The 23,463-nt window shown below is 50.4% G+C and carries 3 protein-coding genes; all 3 read right to left on the reverse strand.

Translation table 11 applies throughout. The features are described 5' to 3' along the window. Nucleotides 1-2: 2 nt before the first annotated feature. Genes AADZ70_RS05240 through AADZ70_RS05250 form a run of 3 tightly spaced genes read right to left on the reverse strand, consistent with a single transcriptional unit; the run spans nt 3 to nt 23,052 of the window. On the reverse strand, nt 3-7,649 hold the full coding sequence (locus AADZ70_RS05240; RefSeq protein WP_342007831.1) for an amino acid adenylation domain-containing protein: 7,647 nt from the start codon (nt 7,647-7,649) through the stop codon (nt 3-5). Nucleotides 7,650-7,664: 15 nt separating this feature from the next. Further along, the gene (locus AADZ70_RS05245) at nt 7,665-15,368 is read right to left on the reverse strand and encodes an amino acid adenylation domain-containing protein (RefSeq protein ID WP_342007832.1); all 7,704 of its coding nucleotides are present in this window, start codon (nt 15,366-15,368) and stop codon (nt 7,665-7,667) included. A 25-nt stretch (nt 15,369-15,393) separates the two neighbouring features. After that, on the reverse strand, nt 15,394-23,052 hold the full coding sequence (locus AADZ70_RS05250; RefSeq protein WP_342007833.1) for an amino acid adenylation domain-containing protein: 7,659 nt from the start codon (nt 23,050-23,052) through the stop codon (nt 15,394-15,396). Nucleotides 23,053-23,463: the final 411 nt, after the last annotated feature.

Consider the following 23,463-nt stretch of genomic DNA (forward strand, 5'->3'; position numbering starts at 1 on the left):
TTCTACAGTTCCTCGACAAAACTCGCTATGCTGTCCAAATCATCAGATGTTAACGTTTTGCTGCTAAAATCACTAACGGTTTTTTCTGATTCTTCTTTGCCGGTGCAGTGCGCCATAATATCACGCAAATATTGTTGTAAGGTTTGCAGCAGCTGTTCCATCGTTTCTTTGCGAAAGCGGCTCGGCGGATAGCTCAAACTGAAGTGAAGCTTGTGCTGTGCAGCCATCGCGCTCATTTCCACCGCTTGTTCCCGCTGCCATGTCGGCGTAATGTCGTGCCCGCTCGCAAGACCGGATAAACTGAACGTATGCTGATCTTCTGTATCATTGAATTGCCCTAAATAGTTAAAGCTGATTTCAGGCGCTTGTCCGAACCGAATTGTTTTTTGCTCAGGCGGTGTCATATATTTTAAAATGCCGTAGCCTATTCCTTTATCCGGTATTCTTCCGAGTGTGTCTTTTACTGTTTTTACCGCCGTCCCAAGTTCTGAACCGGCTGTATTCAAGTCAATGAGCACCGGATACATGGAAGTAAACCAGCCTACGGTGCGGCTGATGTCAAGCTCCGGCATGATATGCTCCCTTCCGTGCCCTTCCATCGCGATGCGGAGTCTGCCTCCTGTCCAGTCCCGTAAAGCCAAGGATGCCGCAGTCAGAAGAATATCCTGCGTATCGGTATGGTAGGCCCGGTTGACCTGCTGCAGCAAAACGGACGTTTCTTCTTCTGAAAGTGTAAAGCTTACCGTTTGCCGAATGCTGTCGGCTCCCGTCTGATGGAGCGGTTTTTCATAAGGAAGTGAGGCGGCGGTTTCTTCTTCAGTAAAACGCCAATAGTCTTCTTCACGCATCAGCTTGCTGCTTTTTGCGTATTCTGAAAGCCTTTCTGCGTACTGCTTAAAGGAATCAGTCTTTGGCGGAAGCTGAACCGGCTGACCTTTTACGGCTTGAGTATAAGCGGCTGATAAATCCTCCAGCAAAATACGCCATGACACTCCGTCAACCGCCAAGTGATGGATAGTAATGAATAAATAATCCCCAGACCGGGTTTTGAACCAGCCTGCTTTTAATAGCGGCCCTTTTTCAATATCCATCCGCTGTTGGAGCTCAGCCACTTCAGTTTCTATTTCTCTTTCCCATGAATCCGTTTCAGACAGATCCCATGTATCCAAGCTGTACAGTTCATCCTTTTGGATGCCGTGATTGATTTGTCTGAGACTTCCGTTTTCTGCACTGACGGTGATCCGGAGTGCATCATGATGAATGACGAGATGCTGCAAAGCTTCTTTGAGCGGCTGTTTACGCAAAGCGTCCGAGCTGAACATCATGACGGACTGATTGAAATGATTTCTGTTTTCCATCCGCTGTGATAAAAACCAGTGCTGAACGGGGGTCCAAGGAATATCTCCTTCAACCGGCCGCTGATCGATGACTCTTTCCGCTTTCCGGATAAGAGGCGCGAGTTCCTTAATGGTCGGATGGCGGAACAAGTCACTTGCCGCCATTTTCCACCCATAGCGTCCGAGCCGTGCGGAAACTTGCAGCGCTTTGATTGAATCGCCGCCCAATTCAAAAAATGAGTCTTCAACTCCGACTTGCTTTGCGCCGAGCACTTCCTGCCAGATCGCGGAAAGCTGTTCTTCAAGCTCATTGCGGGGAGCTGTGTATGCGGTTTGAAGCGCGAGCTCCGGTTCGGGCAGATTTTTCCGATCCAATTTACCGTTCGGCGTAAGCGGCAGCCTCTCAAGCTCCATCATATAGGACGGAACCATGTAATTCGGCAGGCGCTGAGAAAGTAAAGAACGCACTGTTTCTATGTTCATGTCCGCCTGCAGGCTCATGTATGCGATCAGTTCTTTATTGCCGGACTGTCCGGTTCTGACCGACACTGCGGCTTCTTTCACGCCGTCCAAGCTCCTCAGAGCGGCTTCGATTTCTCCCAGCTCCACCCGATAACCGCGGATTTTCACTTGATCATCTATCCGTCCGGCATACTCGATCGTTCCGTCCGGCAGCCAGCGGGCTAAATCTCCGGTGCGGTACATTCGTTCTCCGGGAACAAATGGATTAGGGACAAATTTTTCTTCCGTCAGCTCAGGACGTCCGAAATATCCTCTCGCCACACCGTCCCCGCCCGTGCATAATTCGCCGATGACACCGATCGGCTGCGGTGTTCCCCTGCCGTTTATGATATACGCGGTTGAATTTCCGACAGGGCGCCCGATCGGGATCGAATGATCGTATGATTGTTCAATCAAAAAGCATGTCGAGAACGTTGTGTTTTCCGTCGGTCCGTATCCATTCCATACTGCAAGATGCGGCAGTGCTCCCCGAACCCGGTTGACATGGCTTGGGGACAGTGCTTCTCCGCCGATAATCAATCGTGATAATCCCGAAAACACATGTTCATTTTGTTCAGATAAATGGTTAAACAGAGACGATGTAAGCCAAAGTGTCGTTATACCGTTTTGCTGTATAAATGTTTCCAAAACATCAGAATCGAGATAGGTTTCCTGGTCACTTACATATAAAGAAGCGCCGTTTAAAAGCGGGCCGAATATCTCAAATGTCGTGACGTCAAATCCTAATGATGAAGTAAACAACAGTCTGTCTTTCGGCGTGAAATCAATATAATTGCTATTTTTCACAAGGCGGATCACGCTTCGCTGTTCAACCATGACGCCTTTTGGCGCACCCGTTGACCCGGACGTATAAATCATGTAGGCCAATGATTCGGGTCCGCCGAGCGGTTCGGGATTAACTGCACTCAATCCAGCCTGTGTTTGAATATCCTCTATGAATAAACGTTTTCCTGAAAGCGGCAGACCGTCAACTTTATCAGATTGAAGGAGAATATCAGCTTTGCAGTCTTTAAGCATCCATTCAGCCCGTTCCCGCGGCACATCGTCAGCGATAGGCAAGTAGGCGCCCCCCGCTTTTAATATTCCGAGAATGCCGGAAACAAGCTCTGTTGTGCGGCCGGTTAATATTGCGACCACACTTTCCGGACCGGCGCCATTTGATCGAAGCGCCGCAGCAATTCTGTTAGCCCGTTCGTTCAGCTCTCTGTATGTCAAGATTTGCCCGCGATATACAACTGCCTGAGCATCAGGGGTTTCTTCCGCCTGCCGCTCAAATAAACGGCTGATGGTTTCGTGTTTGGGATAATCGCTTTTCGTCTGATTAAATTGATAAATGACGCGATTTGTTTCAGCATCATCCAGCACGTGAATGTCACCAAGCGGTATTGTTTGGTCTTCAATCACTTTCGTAAGAATACGGGTAAAATAAGAAAGCCATTTTTCGATTGTCTGTTTTTGATAGATATCTGCATTGAATTCAAAATCAAAGCTGATGGTGCCGTCAGACCCTTCTGCCGCATAAAGCGTGGCATCAAATTTTGCTGTTTTATGGCCGGTATCCGCAGCTTGAGTCAAATGCAGCTCATTTAAAACCAAGGATTCACGTTCCATATTCTGGAGCACAAACATCACGTCAAACAGCGGATTGCGGCTCATGTCCCGCTGCACGCCGAGCCGTTCCACAAGCTCTTCAAACGGATAGTCCTGATGTTCATAAGCCTCAAGTGCAGCCTGGCGGACTTCCGCCAAGTAATCGGTAAACCGTTTGTCTTCTTTCGGCTCCGTTCTGATGGCGAGTGTATTGACGAACATCCCGAGAATCGGTTCAAGGTCTTTGTGCGGGCGCCCGGCAATCGGCGACCCGACGATAATGTCTTCCTGTCCGCTCAACCGCGCGAGCAGCGTATTGTACGCGGCGAGAAGCACCATATACAAAGTTGAGCCGTGATCGCGGGCGATGCGGTGAAGGCCGGATGCCGTTTCAGCGTCAAGCGTGCACGATACGTTCCCGCCCGCAAAGGTTCTGACAGCCGGACGAGGCTTGTCAGCCGGAAGCTCAAGCACCGGAAGCTCACCTTCAAGCCGCTTCAGCCAGTAGGCTTCCTGCTTCTGATATCCTTCCTTCTGCTGAAACACCCTCTGCCAGACGGCATAGTCTTTATATTGAAGACGCATCGGCGCAAGCGAGCGGCCGGCATACAGCTCGCCGAATTCTTTAATCAAGGTGTTGACGGACACACCATCGGAAATAATGTGATGCATATCCGTTAATAAAAGATGGCGTTCGTCCGATTCTTTCACGAGGGCCGCGCGGAAGAGCGGCGCTTCCTCCAGACAAAACGGCCGGACGAATGCGTCAGCTGACTCGGCTTCATCCAGCTGAAACGGCACGCTGTCATGGATGCGCTGCACCGGTTCGCCGTCATGCCCCGTTTCAAAGGACGTTCTGAGCGACTCGTGCCGCTCCACAAGCTGCCGGAACGTCTCCTCCAGCCGGCCGCGGTCAAGCGGGCCCGTCAGTTCCAGCACAGCCGGCATATTGTAGCCGACACCGCCGTCTTCAAGCTGCTGGAGCACATACATCCGTTTCTGCGCTGAAGACACCGGATAAGTGTCCTGTGTTTTCGCCGGCTGAATCGCTTCATACGGGCTCTCTTCGAGGTCCTGAATGACCTTAGCGAGCTCTTCCACCGTCGGCCGGGCGAAGATGTCCTGTAACGGCACCTGAACGCCGAACTCTTTGGCGATGCGGGAGACGAGAGCCGTCGCTTTTAACGAATGGCCGCCCCGCTCAAAAAAGTGATCCCGGATGCCGACAGGGCCGTTTTTCAGCACTTCTTCCCAAAGGGCGCAAAGCTTCATTTCCGTGACGTTTCGCGGTGCGGTGTACGCCTGTCTTCCTGCCGCTCCGTCAGGAGCCGGCAGCGCGCGGCGGTCAAGCTTTCCGCTCGGTGTGACCGGCCACTCGCTCATTTCTATAAACTGAGCCGGCACCATGTAGGCCGGAAGGCGTGTCGCAAGTTCTGCCCGCACGTCATCGCTTCCCCGTCCTTCGATATAGGCGTAAAGCGCGGTTTCGCCGTGTTCAGTCCGGGCGGTGACCGCCGCCTCACGAATGCCGTCAATGCGCCGGAGCGCCGCTTCGATCTCTCCCGGTTCAATCCGGTAACCGCGGACTTTCACCTGTCCGTCTGACCGGCCGAGCCATTCGACTAGCCCGTCTTCTGTCCAGCGTGCGATATCGCCAGTCTGATACATGCGCTCTCCCGGATAAAACGGATCATCGAGAAAACGTTCCGCCGTCAGTTCAGGACGGTTCAAATAGCCCCGGGCCACCCCTGCCCCCGCGATGTACAGCTCTCCGGCAACGCCCGCAGGCTGAACGGTTCCCCCGCCGTCTAACACATAAAGACGGGCACCCGGAACGGGTTTTCCGATCGGAAGCCTTGTCCGTCCGCTGTCCCGTTTTCGGTCACAGACGTAAAACGCCGCATCAACCGTTGCTTCTGTCGGCCCGTAGCCGTGAATGAGCACGGTCTCCGGCAGAAGATCGGCAAACCGGGCAGCCGTAAGCGGTGAAAGAGCTTCCCCGCCGGCAAACACGCGTGTCAAGGTTTTGCCGAGGCGGATTCTTGTTTCCTCAGGCTCTGTTTCCAGCGCGTCTAAAAAGCTGTTGACCATCGCCGGAATAAAATGTGCGGTCGTCACCTTTTCCGAGGCAAACGCTTCAATCATCCGCGCGGGATCTTTCTCCCATCCGGCCGGAAGCAGATACACGGAGGCGCCTGACATCGTCCACCAAAACAATTGCCAGATGGAAGCGTCGAAAGAAAAAGATGATTTCAGCACGATCATATCCTCTTCCGTTAACGGAAACTGCCCTTGCATCCCGGATAAAAAGGCGGCGGCCTGACGGTGTTCAACAGCCACCCCCTTCGGTGTTCCCGTCGAACCGGACGTGTAAATGATATAAGCGAGCGAATCGGCATCCGCTTCTTCAGAGACAGCCCCTGTCTCCGTCTCACCTGTAAGGGCAGAAAGAGACACTTCTAGCGTCTCGCCGGAAAAACCGGGAACGGATAATCCTGACTGTTGAAGCAGGAGACAGGCGCCGCTGTCGTCGAGCATATAGCGCAGCCTGTCCTCCGGATATTCGGGATCAAGCGGCACGTAGGCGCCGCCTGCTTTTAACACGGCAAGCACTGAAATCACCATCTCCGGCGAGCGTTCAGCGAGCACACCGACCATGCTTTCTTTGCGGACGCCTTTTTGGCGGAGCCGAACAGCGAGTCTGTCTGTGTACCGGTCAAGCTCGGCGTACGTCAGCATACCGTCTGGGAAACGAAGCGCCGGACGATGCGGCGAAAGCGCGGCGCGGCGGGTAAACAGCCCGTGAAGCGTCGGAGCCGGCGGTTCAGCCGTTTCTGTCCGGTTGAACCCATCCAGCATATTTCTGGCTTCACACGCATCCAGCAATGCGATCTCGGAGGCGCTCATTTCAGGGTCGTAAATGACTGATTTCATCATATGCCGTAAAAAGGTTTCAATCTTCTTCATAAAAACACGATCGTATATACCGGTATCAAAGTTTAAGCGGATATAAAGAGAACTTCCCGGAATCACCTTTACGCTGCATCCGTAGTTTGTGACTTCCTCCATCGTGAAATCCTCTACCGCAAAATCAAATGAACCGGCCTGACTCACATTTTCAATTTCACGCTGGGCCGGCACATTTTCAAACACGATAATGTGGTCAAACAGCGCTTGCTTCAGAGGGCTTTGCGCCTGAATGTCATACAGCGGATAATAGCTGTACGCTTCTGCTTGCAGCGTCTCCTGCTGTAAATGCCTGACGAGCTCCAGGAAGGAAAACGAACCGCTTTTTACCCGCACGGGAACCGTATTGATAAACAGTCCTACCATTTTTTCTACGCCCGCCAGATCCGACGGCCGGCCGGAAACGACAGAACCGAAAACGGCGTCTTCACAGCGGCTGACTCGCTGCAGCAAAATGCCCCACAGTGCCTGAAACACCGTATTCAGCGTTGCTCCCGCCCTTGCCGCAATGTTCTTCAGCTCATTTGTCTGCTCTTCAGAAATAGTGAAAACAGCCTGCTCAAGCTCGCCGTTTGGTTCCGCGGATTTTTTCGGAAGAGACGACGGTTGCTCAAGATCGGCAAGTCTCGTTTTCCAAAATGACTCGGCTTCTTTACGATCTTGCTTCATGAGCCATTTAATATACTTTCCATATGGCTGAACAGGCTCGAGAGACGGGAGCCGCCCGTCTCCGAGAGATTGATAGATCATCAGAAATTCCTTCATGACAATTCCGAAGCACCAGCCGTCCATGACGATATGATGGTGGCTCCAAATACAAACATAGCGTTCGGGCGCTTTTTTCAGAATGGAGACTCTCATGAGAGGGTCTGATTGCAAATCAAAGCCTTTATCTTTGTCTTCTTTACTGAACCGGTCGGCATACATGTCTTGCGCCTTCTCATCCAAATGAGAAATATCATGAAACTGAACGCGGCTCGGCCTGTTTTTTAACACGACTTGGCGGGGCTTCGCCACATTCTTATGAATAAACGTCGTACGGAAAATATCGTATCGTTCAAAAACAGCATCTATACTTTTTTGGAATCGTTCCCGGTCAAGCCGTCCGCTGATCGTAAACACTGCTTGTTCGAAGTAGGCTCTTGAGTCATGATCCAAAAGAGAATGAAAAAGCATGCCCTCCTGCATAAAAGATAAAGGGTATATATCTTGTATTTCCGGTTGCTGCCCCATTGCGCCTCTCCTTTTCTATAGTTTGTTGACGGCTCCCATAATGTCACTCAGATCTTCCAGCGTTAACTCTTCATCACTGAAATCAGCAGCGCTCCATTCACGCTCCTCTTTGCCTGTGCAATGCGCGATGATCTGCTTGAGAAAAGTATGAAAATGCCCCGTCAAAACTTCAATCGTTTCTTTTTGGTACTGAAAACGGTTATACACCACATTCAAGCTGAGACATTCCGATGATACGGAGCCGCTGATATCAAGTGTGTACGGACGTTCCCAGTCTGGGCTGACTTCATTTCCCGCTTTTACGGGAGAAACATCGAAGCCGGTGGAACGGATCTCCCGGTCAAACTGCCCCAAATAGTTAAAACTGATTTCAGGAGAATCAGAATCAGATTCAGCCTCTTCCCAGAATTTGCTTATATATTTCAGCACCCCGTATCCCGCTCCTTTATGCGGAATGCGGCGCATCATGTCTTTTGTCCGCTTAATGTGATAACCGAGTCGCCCCCCGTCATCAGTCTGATCTTGAAAACTTGCATCAACCAATACCGGATAAATTGACGTAAACCAGCCGATGGTTCTGCTGATATCAAGATGCTCCAGGTGCTCTTCCCTTCCGTGGCCTTCCATGCTGATTTTGAATGTCTCATTTCCGGTCCATCTGTTCAGCGCAAGGCTTAACGCCGCAAGCAATAATTCACCTGTCTCCGTTGTGTATGCCCTGTTTGCCTCCGTTAACAGCTGCTCGGTCTCCTGTTTTGTCAATGTAATGGTCATCACATCTGTATCTTTAAGGAGATTGGAAGAGATGCGGGCATCTTTTGGAAGCTGTTTGACCGCCGCTTCTTCTCTTTCAGACCAGTAAGCTGCTTCCTGCAGAAGCCGGCGGCTTTTTGCATAATCAGAAATCTGCTTTGCATAAGTCTGATAGGAATCAGTTTTCGCCGGAAGAACGGCTTCTTTTCCAACAAGCGCCTGCCTGTAGCACGCGGTGAGATCTTCAAATAAAATCCGCCATGACACTCCGTCAATGACAAGGTGATGAATGGAAAGCAGCAGATGATCGCCATCTGCGGCGTGAAATAAACCGACAGCTACGAGCGGACCGGTCTCCAGCCGAATAGAAGTTTGAATACGGGCGGCCGCCTGTTCAATTGCGGCGTGCTCCTCTTGTAATGACCCTGTCCCTCTCACGTCAAGCGTCTCAAACGTAAAGAGTTCTTCTTCAGAAAGGTTCTCAGCTCTGTTATATTGCATCACCGATCCATTTTGCGTGCCGCATATCATCCGTAATGCGTCATGATGAACCGCCAGATGCGCCAGCGCTTTTCTCATGGCAGATTCATTGATTCTGTCCGCACTGCGAAGCATAACGGTCTGATTAAAATGATCATGCGGCAATGATTGTGACAAGAACCAGTGCTGGATCGGCGTCAACGGCACTTCGCCGGTGACGGGAGCCTGATCAATTACGCGGCGGACTTTCCGGAGCCGCATCGACACCTCTCCCAGTGTCTGATGCTCAAACAGCTCACGGACGGTCGTTTCGTAGCCCTGCTGCTTCAGCCTCGCACATACTTGCAGCGCTTTAATCGAATCTCCGCCGAGATGGAAGAAATGAGCATTGGGGCCAAGGCCTTCAACACCTAAGAGTTCCTCCCAAATGTCAGCCATCATTTCTTCAGTTTCATTCCTCAGGCTGATATCATCTCCGGGATTTTCGTTTAATTCAGGCTGCGGGAGCGCCTTCTCATCCAGCTTCCCATTCGCCGTCAGAGGCAGTTCATTAAGCTCTGTCAAGCGGGCGGGAATCATATATTCCGGCAGGAAAGCTCTGAGAGAGGCCTGAACCTCTGCTTCTTTTAACTTTTCGTTTCCGTGTAAGACGGCATAGGCATAGATGGAGTGCTGACCGTGCTGATCAGCACGTGTGATCACGGCGGCCTCTTTCACGAAAGAAAGCTTTTGCAGCGCTGATTTAATTTCTCCCAATTCAATTCTGTGGCCTCTGACTTTTACTTGCGCATCTTTCCGCCCGACATACTCCAGCTCGCCATTTGAGAGCCTTTTGGCGATATCGCCCGTCCGGTAGAGCCGCATGCCGGAAACATGCGGATTCGTGATGAAACGGGAGGCAGTTAAATCATCTCTATTTACGTATCCCCTCGCGACGCCTTCTCCGCCGATATAAAGCTCACCGGGAATTCCGATCGGCTGCGGATTCATATAGGCGTCCATGACAAAAGCATGAAGGGTTTCCAGCGGTCTGCCGATATTGCTTTTATTTCTCTCGATATCTTCCATATTCAGTTTTTTGTATGTGACGTGAACCGTGGTTTCCGTAATGCCGTACATGTTCACAAGCTCCGTCTCCGGGTACTTCTCTTTCCAGCTTTTCAGCATGCCGGGCTGAAGCGCTTCTCCGCCGAAAATGACATATCGAAGCTTCAGCTTGTCCGTATGCCCGGCTTCTTCATGAATGAGTCCGGAAAAAGCCGTCGGCGTTTGGTTCAGCACCGTTACGCCTTCACTTAGCAGCAGCTGCCGGTACAAATGCGGATCACGGGCTGTTTCTTTCGGCACGATGACTACTTTTCCGCCGTATAAAAGCGCACCGAATATTTCCCAAACAGAAAAATCAAAGCAATAGGAATGAAACAGCGTCCAGACGTCTGCTGGCCCAAAATCAAACGGCAGCCCTTTATGTGTGATAAGGCTGATGACATTACGGTGTTCCGTCATAACGCCTTTCGGTTTCCCTGTTGTGCCCGATGTGTAAATCACGTAAGCCGGCTGTTCAGGTGTTATCGTTTCTTTCGGACTGTCTGCTGAGACAGATTCAGGCTTATCAATGTATAAAACCGGCAGACCGTCCATTCCGGAAATCCCGAGACCCGATTGCGTCAACAGAACACGCGCTCCGCTGTCAGTCAGCATAAATGAAATCCGCTCGTCCGGATATTCAGGATCAATCGGCAGATACGCCCCTCCCGCTTTTAAAATACCGAGAATCCCAACCAGCATATCCGGAGATCGTTCAGTCATCATCCCGACAATCTGTCCGGAGCGGAGCCCGTTTTCTGAGAGCATATCGGCGATTTGAGCCGCCTTCTCATTGAGCTCGTGGTAGGTGAGACGCTCATCGGCCATGACGGCTGCGATTTGATCCGGCGTTTTTTCCGCCTGTTTTTCAAATAAACTGACGATCGTTTCATGCCGCGGATACTCAGCCGTTTGATTATCAGCTTTCAAAAGCATCTGCCGCTCGTTTGTGTCCAGCAAATGAATGTCAGACAGCTTCCGATCGTAATCCGACGCGATTTGTCCTAAAAGCTCTTTAAAATGACCGGCCCACCGTTCGATCGTTTCTTTTTCAAACAATGCGGTACTGTATTCAAAATGAAAATCCAGGGCGCCATCCGACCGTTCCTCAGCATGTAGCGTCAAGTCGAATTTTGAAATGTCATGCTTCACTGCATGTGCAGAAACGTTTAAGCCCGGAAGATTCACTTTGAAATCATCACTGTTTTGCAGAACGAGCATGGCATCAAACAGCGGATTGCGATTAACTTCCCGGTGTGTATCAAGCTTTTGGGCGATTTCTTCAAATGGGAATTCCTGATGTTCGGCTGCGCCGAGGGCGAGCATTTTCACCTCTTCTAAATAAGCGCGGAATGTCTTATCACTTTCCGGCCTGCTTCTCATGGCCACGGTGTTAACAAACATGCCGATAACCCCTTCAAGCTCCGCGCGGCTTCTGCCTGCCGCAGGTGAACCGACGACAACATCTTCCTGTCCGCTCAATTTAGACAGGAACAGGGAATAGCCGGCCAAAAGAATCATATACAGCGTGGAACCCGTCTCATCCATGAGCCGGCGCAAATTCTCCGCCGCTTCCTTTTGAAGACGCGTTCGAACCGCGGATCCGCTGAAATCAGGAAGCTGAGGGCGCTTTTTATCCAGCGGCAGATCAAGAACGGGAATGTTTTCCCCGAGCGCATCCAGCCAATACCGCTCATGTTTTTTGAACTCTTCAGCGGCAGACCGGTCATGCTGCCAGACGGAAAAATCTTTGTACTGCAGTTTTAACGGCCGCAATTCCTTCCCTCTGTACAAATCCGTCAATTCCTGAATCAGAACGCTCATTGACACACCGTCTGCGATAAGATGATGCATATCAAGCAGCAGAAAATGGCGGTCTTCATTGACTTTGGCTAAAGTCACCCTCAAAAGAGGCGCTTTTTCCACGTCAAACGGCTTAACGAAAGTTTCCATCGTCTCGTGAAGAAGTGACTCGGACGGCATGTGAAGATCTGTGAGTTCGAGATCCACATGTGAATGTATGTGCTGCATCGGCTCCCCGTTTCGTAACACAAATGATGTGCGTAACGCTTCATGCCTTTGCAGCAGCGCTGAAAAGGCTTCTTGCAGACGGTTCCGATTGAGCCTGCCGCTCAGTTCCAGACAAGCGGGCATATGATAGCCTGTGCTGTCCGCCGCAAGCTGGTGAAGGGCATAGAGCCTTTTTTGAGCAAAAGATAACGGGTACAAGTCCTTCGTCTTTGCAGGCGTGATTTCCGCATATTCTCCTCTTTTCTTCTGTTCAAGGAAGCGGGCCATGCTCTCAATGGTCGGATGTTCAAAGACATGGCGGACGGCAAGTTCAATTTGCAGCCGTTTATGTATATTTGAAACAAGTGATGCGGCTTTCAGCGACTGTCCGCCGATTTGGAAGAAATCATCTCTCATACTGATGCGGTCCCGTTTCAGCACATCTTGCCAAATAGACAGCATCTCAGTCTCAAGCATCGTGCGGGGCGCTTGATAATCACCGGTTCTCTCAGCTTCTTCCGGTTCAGGAAGTGCGGCTCTATCAAGTTTTCCGCTCGCAGACAGCGGCATTTCTGTCAGTTTGGTAAAGCTTCCCGGTATCATATAAGCAGGTAATGTCCCCGCCAATTCAGCGTGCGGATCAAATGTCACACCTGCGTTTTGCAGTACGACATAAGCTGCAAGCTCCTGATCTCCGTCCGCCGTTTTGCGCACGGTAACTGCCGCCTCTTTTACCCCGGACAGACTTCTGAGTGCCGTTTCGATTTCTCCTAATTCGATTCTGTAGCCTCTGACTTTCACCTGATCATCAAAACGCCCCATATATTCAATCGTTCCGTCCGGTAAAAACCGGGCTGCATCCCCCGTTCTGTACAGCCGTTCACCTTCACGAAACGGATGAGGGGCAAAGGCTTTGTCCGTCAGCTCTTTTTTCTGAAAATATCCGTGTGCAAGACCTTTTCCTGAAATACACAGTTCACCGACGGCTCCGACCGGCTGCAGCTGGACACCGTGCATGATATAGACGGATGTATTGGAGATCGGGCGTCCGATCGTAATCCGGCTGCTTTTTTGCAGATTGCGCAGGATCGTCGCTGCCACACTGTCCTCCGTCGGGCCGTATTCATTCAGCAGCTCGGCATTCGGGCATACATTCCGGCTCGCTTCCACGATATCAGGGGTTGCCGCTTCCCCGGCAAATGTTATCGCCCGAAGCGTCTGCGCATCTTTTTTTGTCAGAGAATCAAGCAGGACGCGATACAGAGACGGAACGATCAGAAGATGGCTTACCCCGTGGCGGGCGATTTTCTGTTTTATTGAAAGAACGTCTTTTGCATCATCTTCATCAGTCAACAGTACACAAGCGCCGGACAGCAGCGGAGTGAAAAGACTTGTCAAAGAGCCGTCAAATACGTATGAAAAAAGATGAAGCGCTATGTCGCCTTCTGACATGCCGTATTCTTCACGCCGCCATTGCAATGTATTGCTGATCGCTTTGTGTTGTACAAGCACGCCTTTCGGACGGCCTGTCGTTCCCGAGGTGTAAATGACATACGCCCAATTTCCGCTGCCGGACACCGGCGAAAGCGGCCCGGTCTGCCGGGAAACCGTTTCCTCCAAGATGACGACGCTACCCTTAAAATGCGGCGGAATGAGGGGGAGCAGGTCTTTTTCAGTCACGAGCAGTGAAGCTTCACTGTCTCTCAGCAAAAATGAGATCCGTTCAGGCGGATATTCCGCATCAATCGGCATATAAGCGCTGCCCGATTTCCAAATTCCGAGCAGAGCGGCGACCGTATTCATCGATCGGCGCAGCATAACAGCGGTAATCTGATCGGGACGGGCGCCTTTTTCCCTTAACACATGCGCAATCTGATTCGCCCGCTGATTTAATTTCTTATAGCTCCAGCTTATCCCGTTATATCTCAACGCTTCCTGGTCGGGCGTTTTGGCAGCCTGTTCTTCAAAAAGCCCGTGAACGGTTGTCTCAGGATACGGACGGTTTGTGTCGTTAAACGAATGAATCAAGGTCTCTTCCTCCGGCGGCACGACACTGATGCTTGATAAGAGCCTGTCCGGATCCTCCGTTACACAGGAGATGACCTCAAGAATATGCCCTTTGATCCGTTTCATGTCCTCCCGATCATAAATGTCAGCATTGTAGCTGAATTTCACATAAAACTCTTCCCCCGGAACGATGACGACGTTGAGATCATAGTTCGTTTCTTCCGCCATCGAAAAGTTTTCAAGAGAGAGCGCATGGCTTTCAGTCTGCTGCCAGCCGTTTACCGCAGCCTGCATCTGAACCGGATAATTTTCAAAGACAAGGATATGGTTCAAGAGATCTTTTTGCAGACCGCTCTCGTTTTGAATGTCATAAAGCGGATAATAGCTATGCTCTTCCGCTGCGAGTGAATCTTTTTGCACTGCTTTAACAAGCGATGTAAAAGTCATATCCTCTGCTGCGCGCACCCTCACCGGAACGGTATTGATAAACAGCCCGGCCATGGATTCAATGCCGCTGATAGCTGACGGCCTGCCGGAAACAACCGAACCGAAGACCGCATCTTCAGTCCCGTTGTAACGATGGAGAAGCAGGCCCCAAATGCCCGTAAATATAGTATTCAGCGTGACCCCGATGCCCCGGGCGATGTCTGTCAGTTTTTGTGCGATTTCAGGCTCAAGGGAAAATTGAAAATGCTCAGATGTATAACCGTTTTGCGCCGGCTTATTCTTCGTTTGCGGAACAGAAACGGTTTCTCCGTAATCTTTCAAATAGCCGGACCAGAACGCTGACGTTTCTTCTTTATTCCGGCCCCGGAGCCATTTGATATAAGTGCTGTAAGGATTCGGACTGCCGAGGTTTACAGGCCGCCCGTTCCGGATCGAATAATACATGCTGAAAAAATCTTTCAGCACAATGCCCAGGCTCCAGCCGTCCATCATAATGTGATGGTGAGTCCAAACGCATGTGTGGCGGTTTTTTCCCGTATGAAAAAGAGCAAGGCGCATTAAGGGGCCTTTTTGCAGATCAAACCCCTTATGCCGGTCGTTTTCCTTGAATTCGTCAATGATGCTTTGCTGCTGTTCTTCCGAATAATCTGAAATGTCTTCAGTCCGTACGGCAGTGTCACGGCGCGAAAGGACTACCTGCTGCGGCCCTTCAAGGTCAGGTACTTCTTTTATGAAAATTGTTCTGAAAATATCATAGCGGCTGACAAGCATATCAAGGCTTTTTTGAAATGTATCAACGCATAAATCTCCGCTGACCGTAAATGAAATCTGCTCGACATATGCGTTTGATCCGGAGTCTAAAAGCGAATGAAACAGCATGCCTTCCTGCATATATGATAAAGGATAAATATCTTGGATTTCTGTCGCTTGTGTCACGAATGCCACACACCTTTTTATGAAATTAAAGTCCTTTTACGAGATCTTCAATGCTTGATAGTGCTTGAGCGGTCAATTCCTTATGGCTGTAATCAGTCAATGTTTTTTCCCGCTCTTTCTTGCCAGAACAGTGGGCGATGATGTCCTCAAGATGAGTTTGGAAACGATTCATGAAAGACTCGACTGCCCCCGGTGCAAATACGCCGGTATAAACGGCTTTTACCTCCAGACGTCCGTCCGCCGTCATCGCGTTAATATCCAGGTCAAACTCGCGGATGCGCCCGGCCGCTATATCATGCTGCGGCTTGAATGGCGACATCTTCAGTCCTCCCTCAAGACCGTCAAACGCACCGAGATAGTTAAAGCTTATTTCTGGGTCTTTATAAAGAATGTTTCGCGAATATCTCAGCAGCCCGTAGCCGGTTCCGTAATGAGGAACCCGTCTCATCATGTCTTTTACCGTCTTTATACGGTGAGCGGTTTTTTCGCCTGAGCCGTCCGGCACTCTCATATCTAAGAGCACCGGATAAACAGATGTAAACCAGCCTGCCGTTCTCGAAATATCAATGTCAGGCATATGACCCTGGCGTCCGTGTCCTTCAGTGCTGATAAGCATCTGTTCAGAACCCGTCCACTCATGAAGCGCCATTCCAAGCGCCGTTAAAAGCAATTCATGAACATCCGTGCCGTATGCCTGCTGTGTTTCTAAAAGCAGCTGTTTTGTGAGCCCGCTGCTTAATCTCCACGATGCCGTGCGCGCGTTTTCCTGCATCCGTCCGGCATTTCCATCATTTATTTTCGGCAGCGGCGCTGTTTCAAAAGACATCACACTGTCCCAGTACGCGGCTTCTTCAAGCAGCGCTTTGCTTTTGGATATGTCAAAAAGTTGTTCGGCATATGTGATATAAGAATCGCTTTTCGGCGGCAGTTTGATTTGTCGGCCTTCTAATGCCTGCTGATAAGCTGTCTGCAGATCTTCAAGCAATATTCTCCACGACACGCCGTCCGTGATAAGGTGATGAATCGTGATCAGCAGATGGTCGGCTTCTTTCAGCCGGAACACTCCGAGATGAAACAGAGGACCTTGATCAAGGCGCATGGCCTGCTGTATTTCTTTTTCCTCGGCGGCTATCCGTTTTTCCGGCTGTGTTTCTTCTGAAAGATCTATGACGTTAAGCGTAAAGATTTCTTCATGCTGCTCTGTGATTCCGCGGTTATATTGAACAACTTCCCCATGCTCATTTTCAGTGAATGTCATTCGCAGCGCATCGTGATGTTCTGTCAGCGAGCGAACCGCCTGAGACAAAGCATTTATCTGGAATCTTTCTTCACTGCACAGCATGACTGATTGGTTATAATGAAGATCAAAAGCACCCGGTTCCTCAAAAAATCTCTTCTGGATCGGTGTCAGCGGAGCGCTTCCTTCTATCAGCCCCTGATCAGCCATTGCAACAGCCGGCGTGAGGTGCTTCGCGAGTTCTGCAATCGTCGGGAACTGAAACAAATCGCGGATCGACATGTTCCAGCCTTCTCCGGCGAGTCGGGCTGACACTTGAAGCGCCTTAATGGAATCTCCCCCAAGCTCAAAGAAAGAGTGATGAATTCCCGCTTTCTGAATATGAAGCACATCTTCCCAAATCCGGCATAACATCGCCTGTTTTTCATCGCCGGGCGCGACAAATGCCTGTGATGAATGTATCTCTTCTGCCGGCAGAGCCGATTTATCAAGTTTGCCGTTCAGTGTCAGGGGCATGCTGTCTAAACCGATAATATGAGACGGCATCATATAAGCAGGAAGCTCCTGCATGAGAAACTCGCGAAGTGATGAGATATCAGCTGTTTTAGGTACGATGTACGCCGCTAATCTGCCCTGTCCTTCGGCATCCTTCATCACAGTAACAGCCGCTTCTTTGACTTGATCGTGTTTCAAAAGCACACTTTCAATTTCTCCCGTCTCAATTCTGTATCCTCTGATTTTTACCTGCTTATCAATCCGCCCTTGAAAACGAAGAGTGCCATCCGGCAGCCAGCAGGCTTGATCTCCGGTTCTGTAAAGTATTTCTCCCGTTTGAAACGGGTCGCTGAATGCGCCCTTTGTCAGCTCCGGCTGTCCCCAATATCCTTTGGCGACGCCGGCGCCTCCGATATACAGCTCTCCGAAAACGCCGATTGGCTGAACCTGTTTGTCTTTGTTTAAGACGTACATTTGCACATTCGGAAGCGGAACACCGATCGGCACATCATCTTCCCGCGGCTTTTCGCTCATTTTGGCTTCATAATACGAAGAATCAATTGTCGCTTCTGTTACACCGTAGCTGTTTATGATCCGCATGTTTTCTCCGAAACGCTTATGAAGCGTATAAAAATCCTTCGCTTTGATCATATCTGAGCCCAGCACTAGTACTTTTACACTTTGCAGCGCTAGTTTCCGGCGGTATATATATTCCATAAACGGAACAATCAGCGCGGGTGTCGACTCCATAAATGTGATACGGTGCTGATCAATGAGCTGATAAAGCTGTTTCGGCTCAAGCCGGACGTCATCCGGACAAATAACAAGCGTTCCCCCATTTAGCAAGGCGCGGGCAAGATCTCCTGAAAAAACATCAAATGAGAAACTCGCCATCTGCAGCACCTTGACCGGTATACGGTCAAGCTCATAAATGCTGCGCCATGCAAGTGCTGCATGGGTAAAGCTGCGATTTCTGACTTCGACTCCTTTCGGCGTTCCCGTCGTTCCCGAAGTATATATGATATAAGCAGTATCATCCGGAGACACTGATGAATGAATATTCTCCGCACAAATATCGTATTGATCTTCATGATCAAGCTGAATGAGCAACAAATTGTGATCCGCAAGCTGTGAAGCAAGCTCTTTGTATTCAGACTGCACCAACAAGACGGATGCCGCGCTGTCCTTTAATAAATAGCGAATCCGTTCCTTAGGATAATGTGAATCAATAGGGATATACGCCCCTCCCGATTTCATGACGGCAAGAACACTGACGATCGCTTCAATCGAACGATTTGCCAATATAGCTGCTCTTTTTCCCGGACCGAATCCATTTTTGTGTAATGTTCGTGCAAGCCGATTTGCCCGCTCGTTAAGCTGCGAATAGCTGATCTGTTGTGTTCCTTCAATGATGGCCGTCTGATGAGGCGTTTCTGCTGCTTTCGCTTCAAATAGCTGATGGAACAGTATGTTTTTTTCCGAGAACTCGGTTTGTGTATTATTAAATTCAGTCAGTATCTTTTGCTTTTCCTCTTCTGTCAACATATCAGCTTTTGAGAGTGTGACTTCCGGTTCGGCGGCAACATGGCGCAAGAGATTCAATAAGTGGCCCATCCAGCGTTCAATCGTTTCTTTCATAAAAAGCTCGGTGCTGAATTCCATTTCAAAGCGGATGTTTCCATCGGATTCAGCAGCTGATAAGGTCAGGTCAAAACTTGATACATCATGTTCGGTATGCTCTGATCGTGACGCCTTCAGCCCGGCCAGATTTATCTCCTCTCGCTCCATATTCTGAAGAATAAACATCGCATCAAACAGCGGATTGCGGCTCATGTCCCGCTGTACGCCGAGCCGTTCCACAAGCTCTTCAAACGGGTAGTCCTGATGCTCATACGCCTCAAGTGCGGCCTGGCGGACTTCCGCTAAGTAATCGGTAAACCGTTTGTCTCCTTTCGGCTCCGTTCTGATGGCGAGTGTATTGACGAACATCCCGAGAATCGGTTCAAGGTCTTTATGCGGACGCCCGGCAATCGGCGAGCCGACGATAATGTCTTCCTGTCCGCTCAATCGCGCGAGCAGCGTATTGTACGCGGCGAGAAGCACCATATACAAAGTGGAGCCGTGATCGCGGGCGATGCGGTGAAGACCGGATGCCGTTTCAGCGTCAAGCGTGCACGAGACGTTCCCGCCCGCAAAGCTGCGAACGGCCGGACGAGGCTTGTCAGCCGGAAGCTCAAGCACCGGAAGCTCACCTTCAAGCCGCTTCAGCCAGTAGGCTTCCTGCTTCTGGTATCCTTCCTTCTGCTGAAACGCCCTCTGCCAGACGGCATAGTCTTTATATTGAAGACGCATCGGCGCAAGCGAGCGGCCGGCATACAGCTCGCCGAATTCTTTTATCAAGGTGTTGACGGACACACCGTCGGAAATAATGTGATGCATATCCGTTAATAAAAGATGGCGTTCGTCCGATTCTTTCACGAGGGCCGCGCGGAAGAGCGGCGCTTTCTCCAGACAAAACGGCCGGACAAATGCGTCTGCTGACTCGGCCTCATCCAGCTGAAACGGCACGCTGTCATGGATGCGCTGCACCGGTTCACCGTCAGGCCCCGTTTCAAAGGACGTTCTGAGCGACTCGTGCCGCTCCACAAGCTGCCGGAACGTCTCCTCCAGCCGGCCGCGGTCAAGCGGGCCCGTCAGTTCCAGCACTGCCGGCATATTGTAGCCGATACCGCCGTCTTCAAGCTGCTGGAGCACATACATCCGTTTCTGCGCTGAAGACACCGGATAAGTGTCTTGTGTTTTCGCCGGCTGAATCGCTTCATACGGGCTCTCTTCGAGGTCCTGAATGACCGAAGCGAGCTCTTCCACCGTCGGCCGGGCGAAGATGTCCTGTAACGGCACCTGAACGCCGAACTCCTTGGCGATGCGGGAGACGAGAGCCGTCGCTTTTAACGAATGGCCGCCCCGCTCAAAAAAGTGGTCCCGGATGCCGACGGGGCCGTTTTTCAGCACCTCTTCCCAAAGGGCGCAAAGCTTCATTTCCGTGACGTTACGCGGTGCGGTGTACGCCTGTCTGCCTGCCGCTCCGTCAGGAGCCGGCAGCGCGCGGCGGTCAAGCTTTCCGCTCGGTGTGACCGGCCACTCGCTCATCTCTATAAACTGAGCCGGCATCATGTAGGCCGGAAGGCGTGTCGCAAGCTCCGCCCGCACGTCATCGCTTTCCCGTCCTTCGATATAGGCGTAAAGCGCGGTTTCGCCGTGTTCGGTCCGGGCAGTGACCGCCGCCTCGCGAATGCCGTCGATGCGACGGATCGCCGTTTCGATTTCCCCCGGTTCAATCCGGTAGCCGCGAACTTTCACCTGTCCGTCTGAACGGCCAAGCCATTCGACAAGCCCGTCTTCTGTCCAGCGTGCGATATCGCCCGTCTGATACATGCGCTCTCCCGAATAAAACGGATCATCGAGAAAACGCTCCGCCGTCAGTTCAGGCCGGTTCCAATAGCCCCGGGCCACCCCTGTCCCCGCAATGTACAGCTCTCCGGCAACGCCCGCAGGCTGAACGGTTCCCCCGCCGTCTAACACATAAAGACGGGCACCCGGAACGGGTTTTCCGATCGGAAGCCTTGTCCGTCCGCTGTCCCGTTTTCGGTCACAGACGTAAAACGCCGCATCAACCGTCGCTTCTGTCGGCCCGTAGCCGTGAATGAGCACGGTCTCCGGCAGAAGATCGGCAAACCGGGAAGCCGTAAGCGGTGAAAGAGCTTCCCCGCCGGCAAACACACGTGTCAAGGTTTTGCCGAGGCGGATTCTTGTTTCCTCAGGCTCTGTTTCCAGCGCGTCTAAAAAGCTGTTGACCATCGCCGGAATAAAATGCGCGGTCGTCACCTTTTCCGAGGCAAACGCTTCAATCATCCGCGCGGGATCTTTCTCCCATCCGGACGGAAGCAGATACACGGAGGCGCCTGACATCGTCCACCAAAACAATTGCCAGATGGAAGCGTCGAAGGAAAAGGATGATTTCAGCACGATCATATCCTCTTCTGTTAACGGAAACTGCCCTTGCATCCCGGATAAAAAGGCGGCGGCCTGACGGTGTTCAACAGCCACCCCCTTCGGTGTTCCCGTCGAACCGGACGTGTAAATGATATAAGCGAGCGAATCGGCATCCGCTTCTTCAGAGACAGCCCCTGTCTCCGTCTCACCTGTAAGGGCAGAAAGAGACACTTCTAGCGTCTCGCCGGAAAAACCGGGAACGGATAATCCTGACTGTTGAAGCAGGAGACAGGCGCCGCTGTCGTCGAGCATATAGCGCAGCCTGTCCTCCGGGTATTCCGGATCAAGCGGCACGTAGGCGCCGCCTGCTTTTAACACGGCAAGCACTGAAATCACCATCTCCGGCGAGCGTTCAGCGAGCACACCGACCATGCTTTCTTTGCGGACGCCTTTTTGGCGGAGCCGAACAGCGAGCCTGTCTGTGTACCGGTCAAGCTCGGCGTACGTCAGCATACCGTCCGGAAAACGAAGCGCCGGACGATGCGGCGAAAGCGCGGCGCGGCGGGTAAACAGCCCGTGAAGCGTCGGGGCCGGCGGTTCAGCCGTTTCTGTACGGTTAAACGCAGTTAACACCCGTTTCTTTTCTTTTTCATCCGCCATATCAATATGCCGAATCAGCCGGTTTGGATTTCTAACGGCATTTTCAACGATCGTCAGCAAATGAGTTTGAATCCGTTTAATCGATGTTTCAGTAAATAAAGCGGATTGATAATCAAAATTCAGCTCAATCAATCCCGTATCTGTCCGCTCCTTAATTAAAATGGACAGCTCATTTGCCGTATGCCCGCTGAAAAACATCGCCGTTTCATAATCGAAGCCCTCCGCCTGATGCCACGCGAGAGGCTGGTATTGCATCGAAATCCCGATGATATTTTGCAGATCGTGATGAACCTGCCTTAATTCATTGACAAAAAGATTGTAAGGATATTTCTGGTGCCGCATAACAGACAGCTGCTGTTTTCCTACACTGCGGACAAAAGACAGGAACTCCGCATCCGGATCTGCCGTCATTCTGATCGGCAGCGTGCTGACAAACATGCCGAGCATATCCTTTTCGAGCTTGGAACCCCGGTTTCCGTAATAAGTACCGATGGCAATATCCTTTTTAGCCGTCAGACGGCTGATGCATATGTATAACGAAGCCATAAACAGAGAGATGATGCTGACATTATGATCTTTGCAAAAACGCCGGATTGATTGTTCTAAGGAGTGGGAAAGAGTGATTGTATCTCTGGAAGCTGCAGTGCTTTGTCTAAGATGAGAGGTTCGTTCCGCAAGTGAAAGGTGTGCAGGAACAGTTCGGTACGTTTCAGTCCAAAATGAACGATCTTTTTGAAAACGGGAAGATTGTAAATATTGCTGTTCTTTTTCCATGTAGCTGAGATAGGAAGGGCTTTGGTGTTCGGCCAAATCCTCGCTTCGCATGATTTTTTGGTAGATTTCAATGAGCTGATTGCCAAGCAGATTGAGCGAGATACCGTCCATGATAATATGGTGAAATTTTGAATAAAGCCAAACTTCTTCGTCTGACATGACAAGCAGAGTAAATTGATACAGCGGTGAATGAAACAGCTTGAACGGAACACGCGTCTGTTTGTCAATCCATGCATCCCGCTCTGATTGATCAATATGAGTAAAATCAACGGTCTCTAAAGAAATCGGCCGATGCCCGGCCAGATACAGCTGGGGTTCTGAGCCGTCCCCTTCCGTCAGTTGAAACCTGAGCGAATCATTTTGCAAGATAGAGAAATCTAAAGCACGGCGCAATACGTCAAAGTCGATATTTCCCCTGAATTTGACGCACGCCGCGAGATTGCAGATACTTGTGCCCGGCTCGAGCAGCTCTGTAAACCAGACTCTTCTTTGGGCGTGAGTTAAAGAATAAACAGTGTTCTTCAATGGAATCCCTCCATTTCAATTTAAGAGGATAAGAAAGTAAAATAATTACAATTAAAATTCGACAGCATATGACTAAATCATCCATATAGCATTATTTTAAAACATATTTTAGAAATCACAATAAAAAATTAAATTTTCTCTAACAATTTTTAGAATATAGTATATTATACTTACTTAGATTCTTCATTTCTATAATTTTTATACCATGTAAAACGGTATGTATGCACATCACAAACTGGTTCTTAAATACTATAATAAGGAATAAAATGTATAATAAGTCGCGTCTTTAAAAAGATTTTGCCTCCCGGAAAGAAGTTTTTATAATAAAAATGAAAAATCGGTGACACATAAGAAAATAAAGTGTCAAAAAGGCGAAATATTGAAGATATTATTTTTTAAAGAGATTGTTTC

The sequence above is a fragment of the Bacillus sp. YBsi01 genome (assembly GCF_038406745.1).
GTDB classification, from domain to species: domain Bacteria; phylum Bacillota; class Bacilli; order Bacillales; family Bacillaceae; genus Bacillus; species Bacillus siamensis.

Bases quoted from the DNA above. Each gene is read 5' to 3' on its own strand.
- AADZ70_RS05240 (WP_342007831.1), bottom strand. From the start codon at position 7,649: ATGGGGCAGCAACCGGAAATACAAGATATATACCCTTTATCTTTTATG.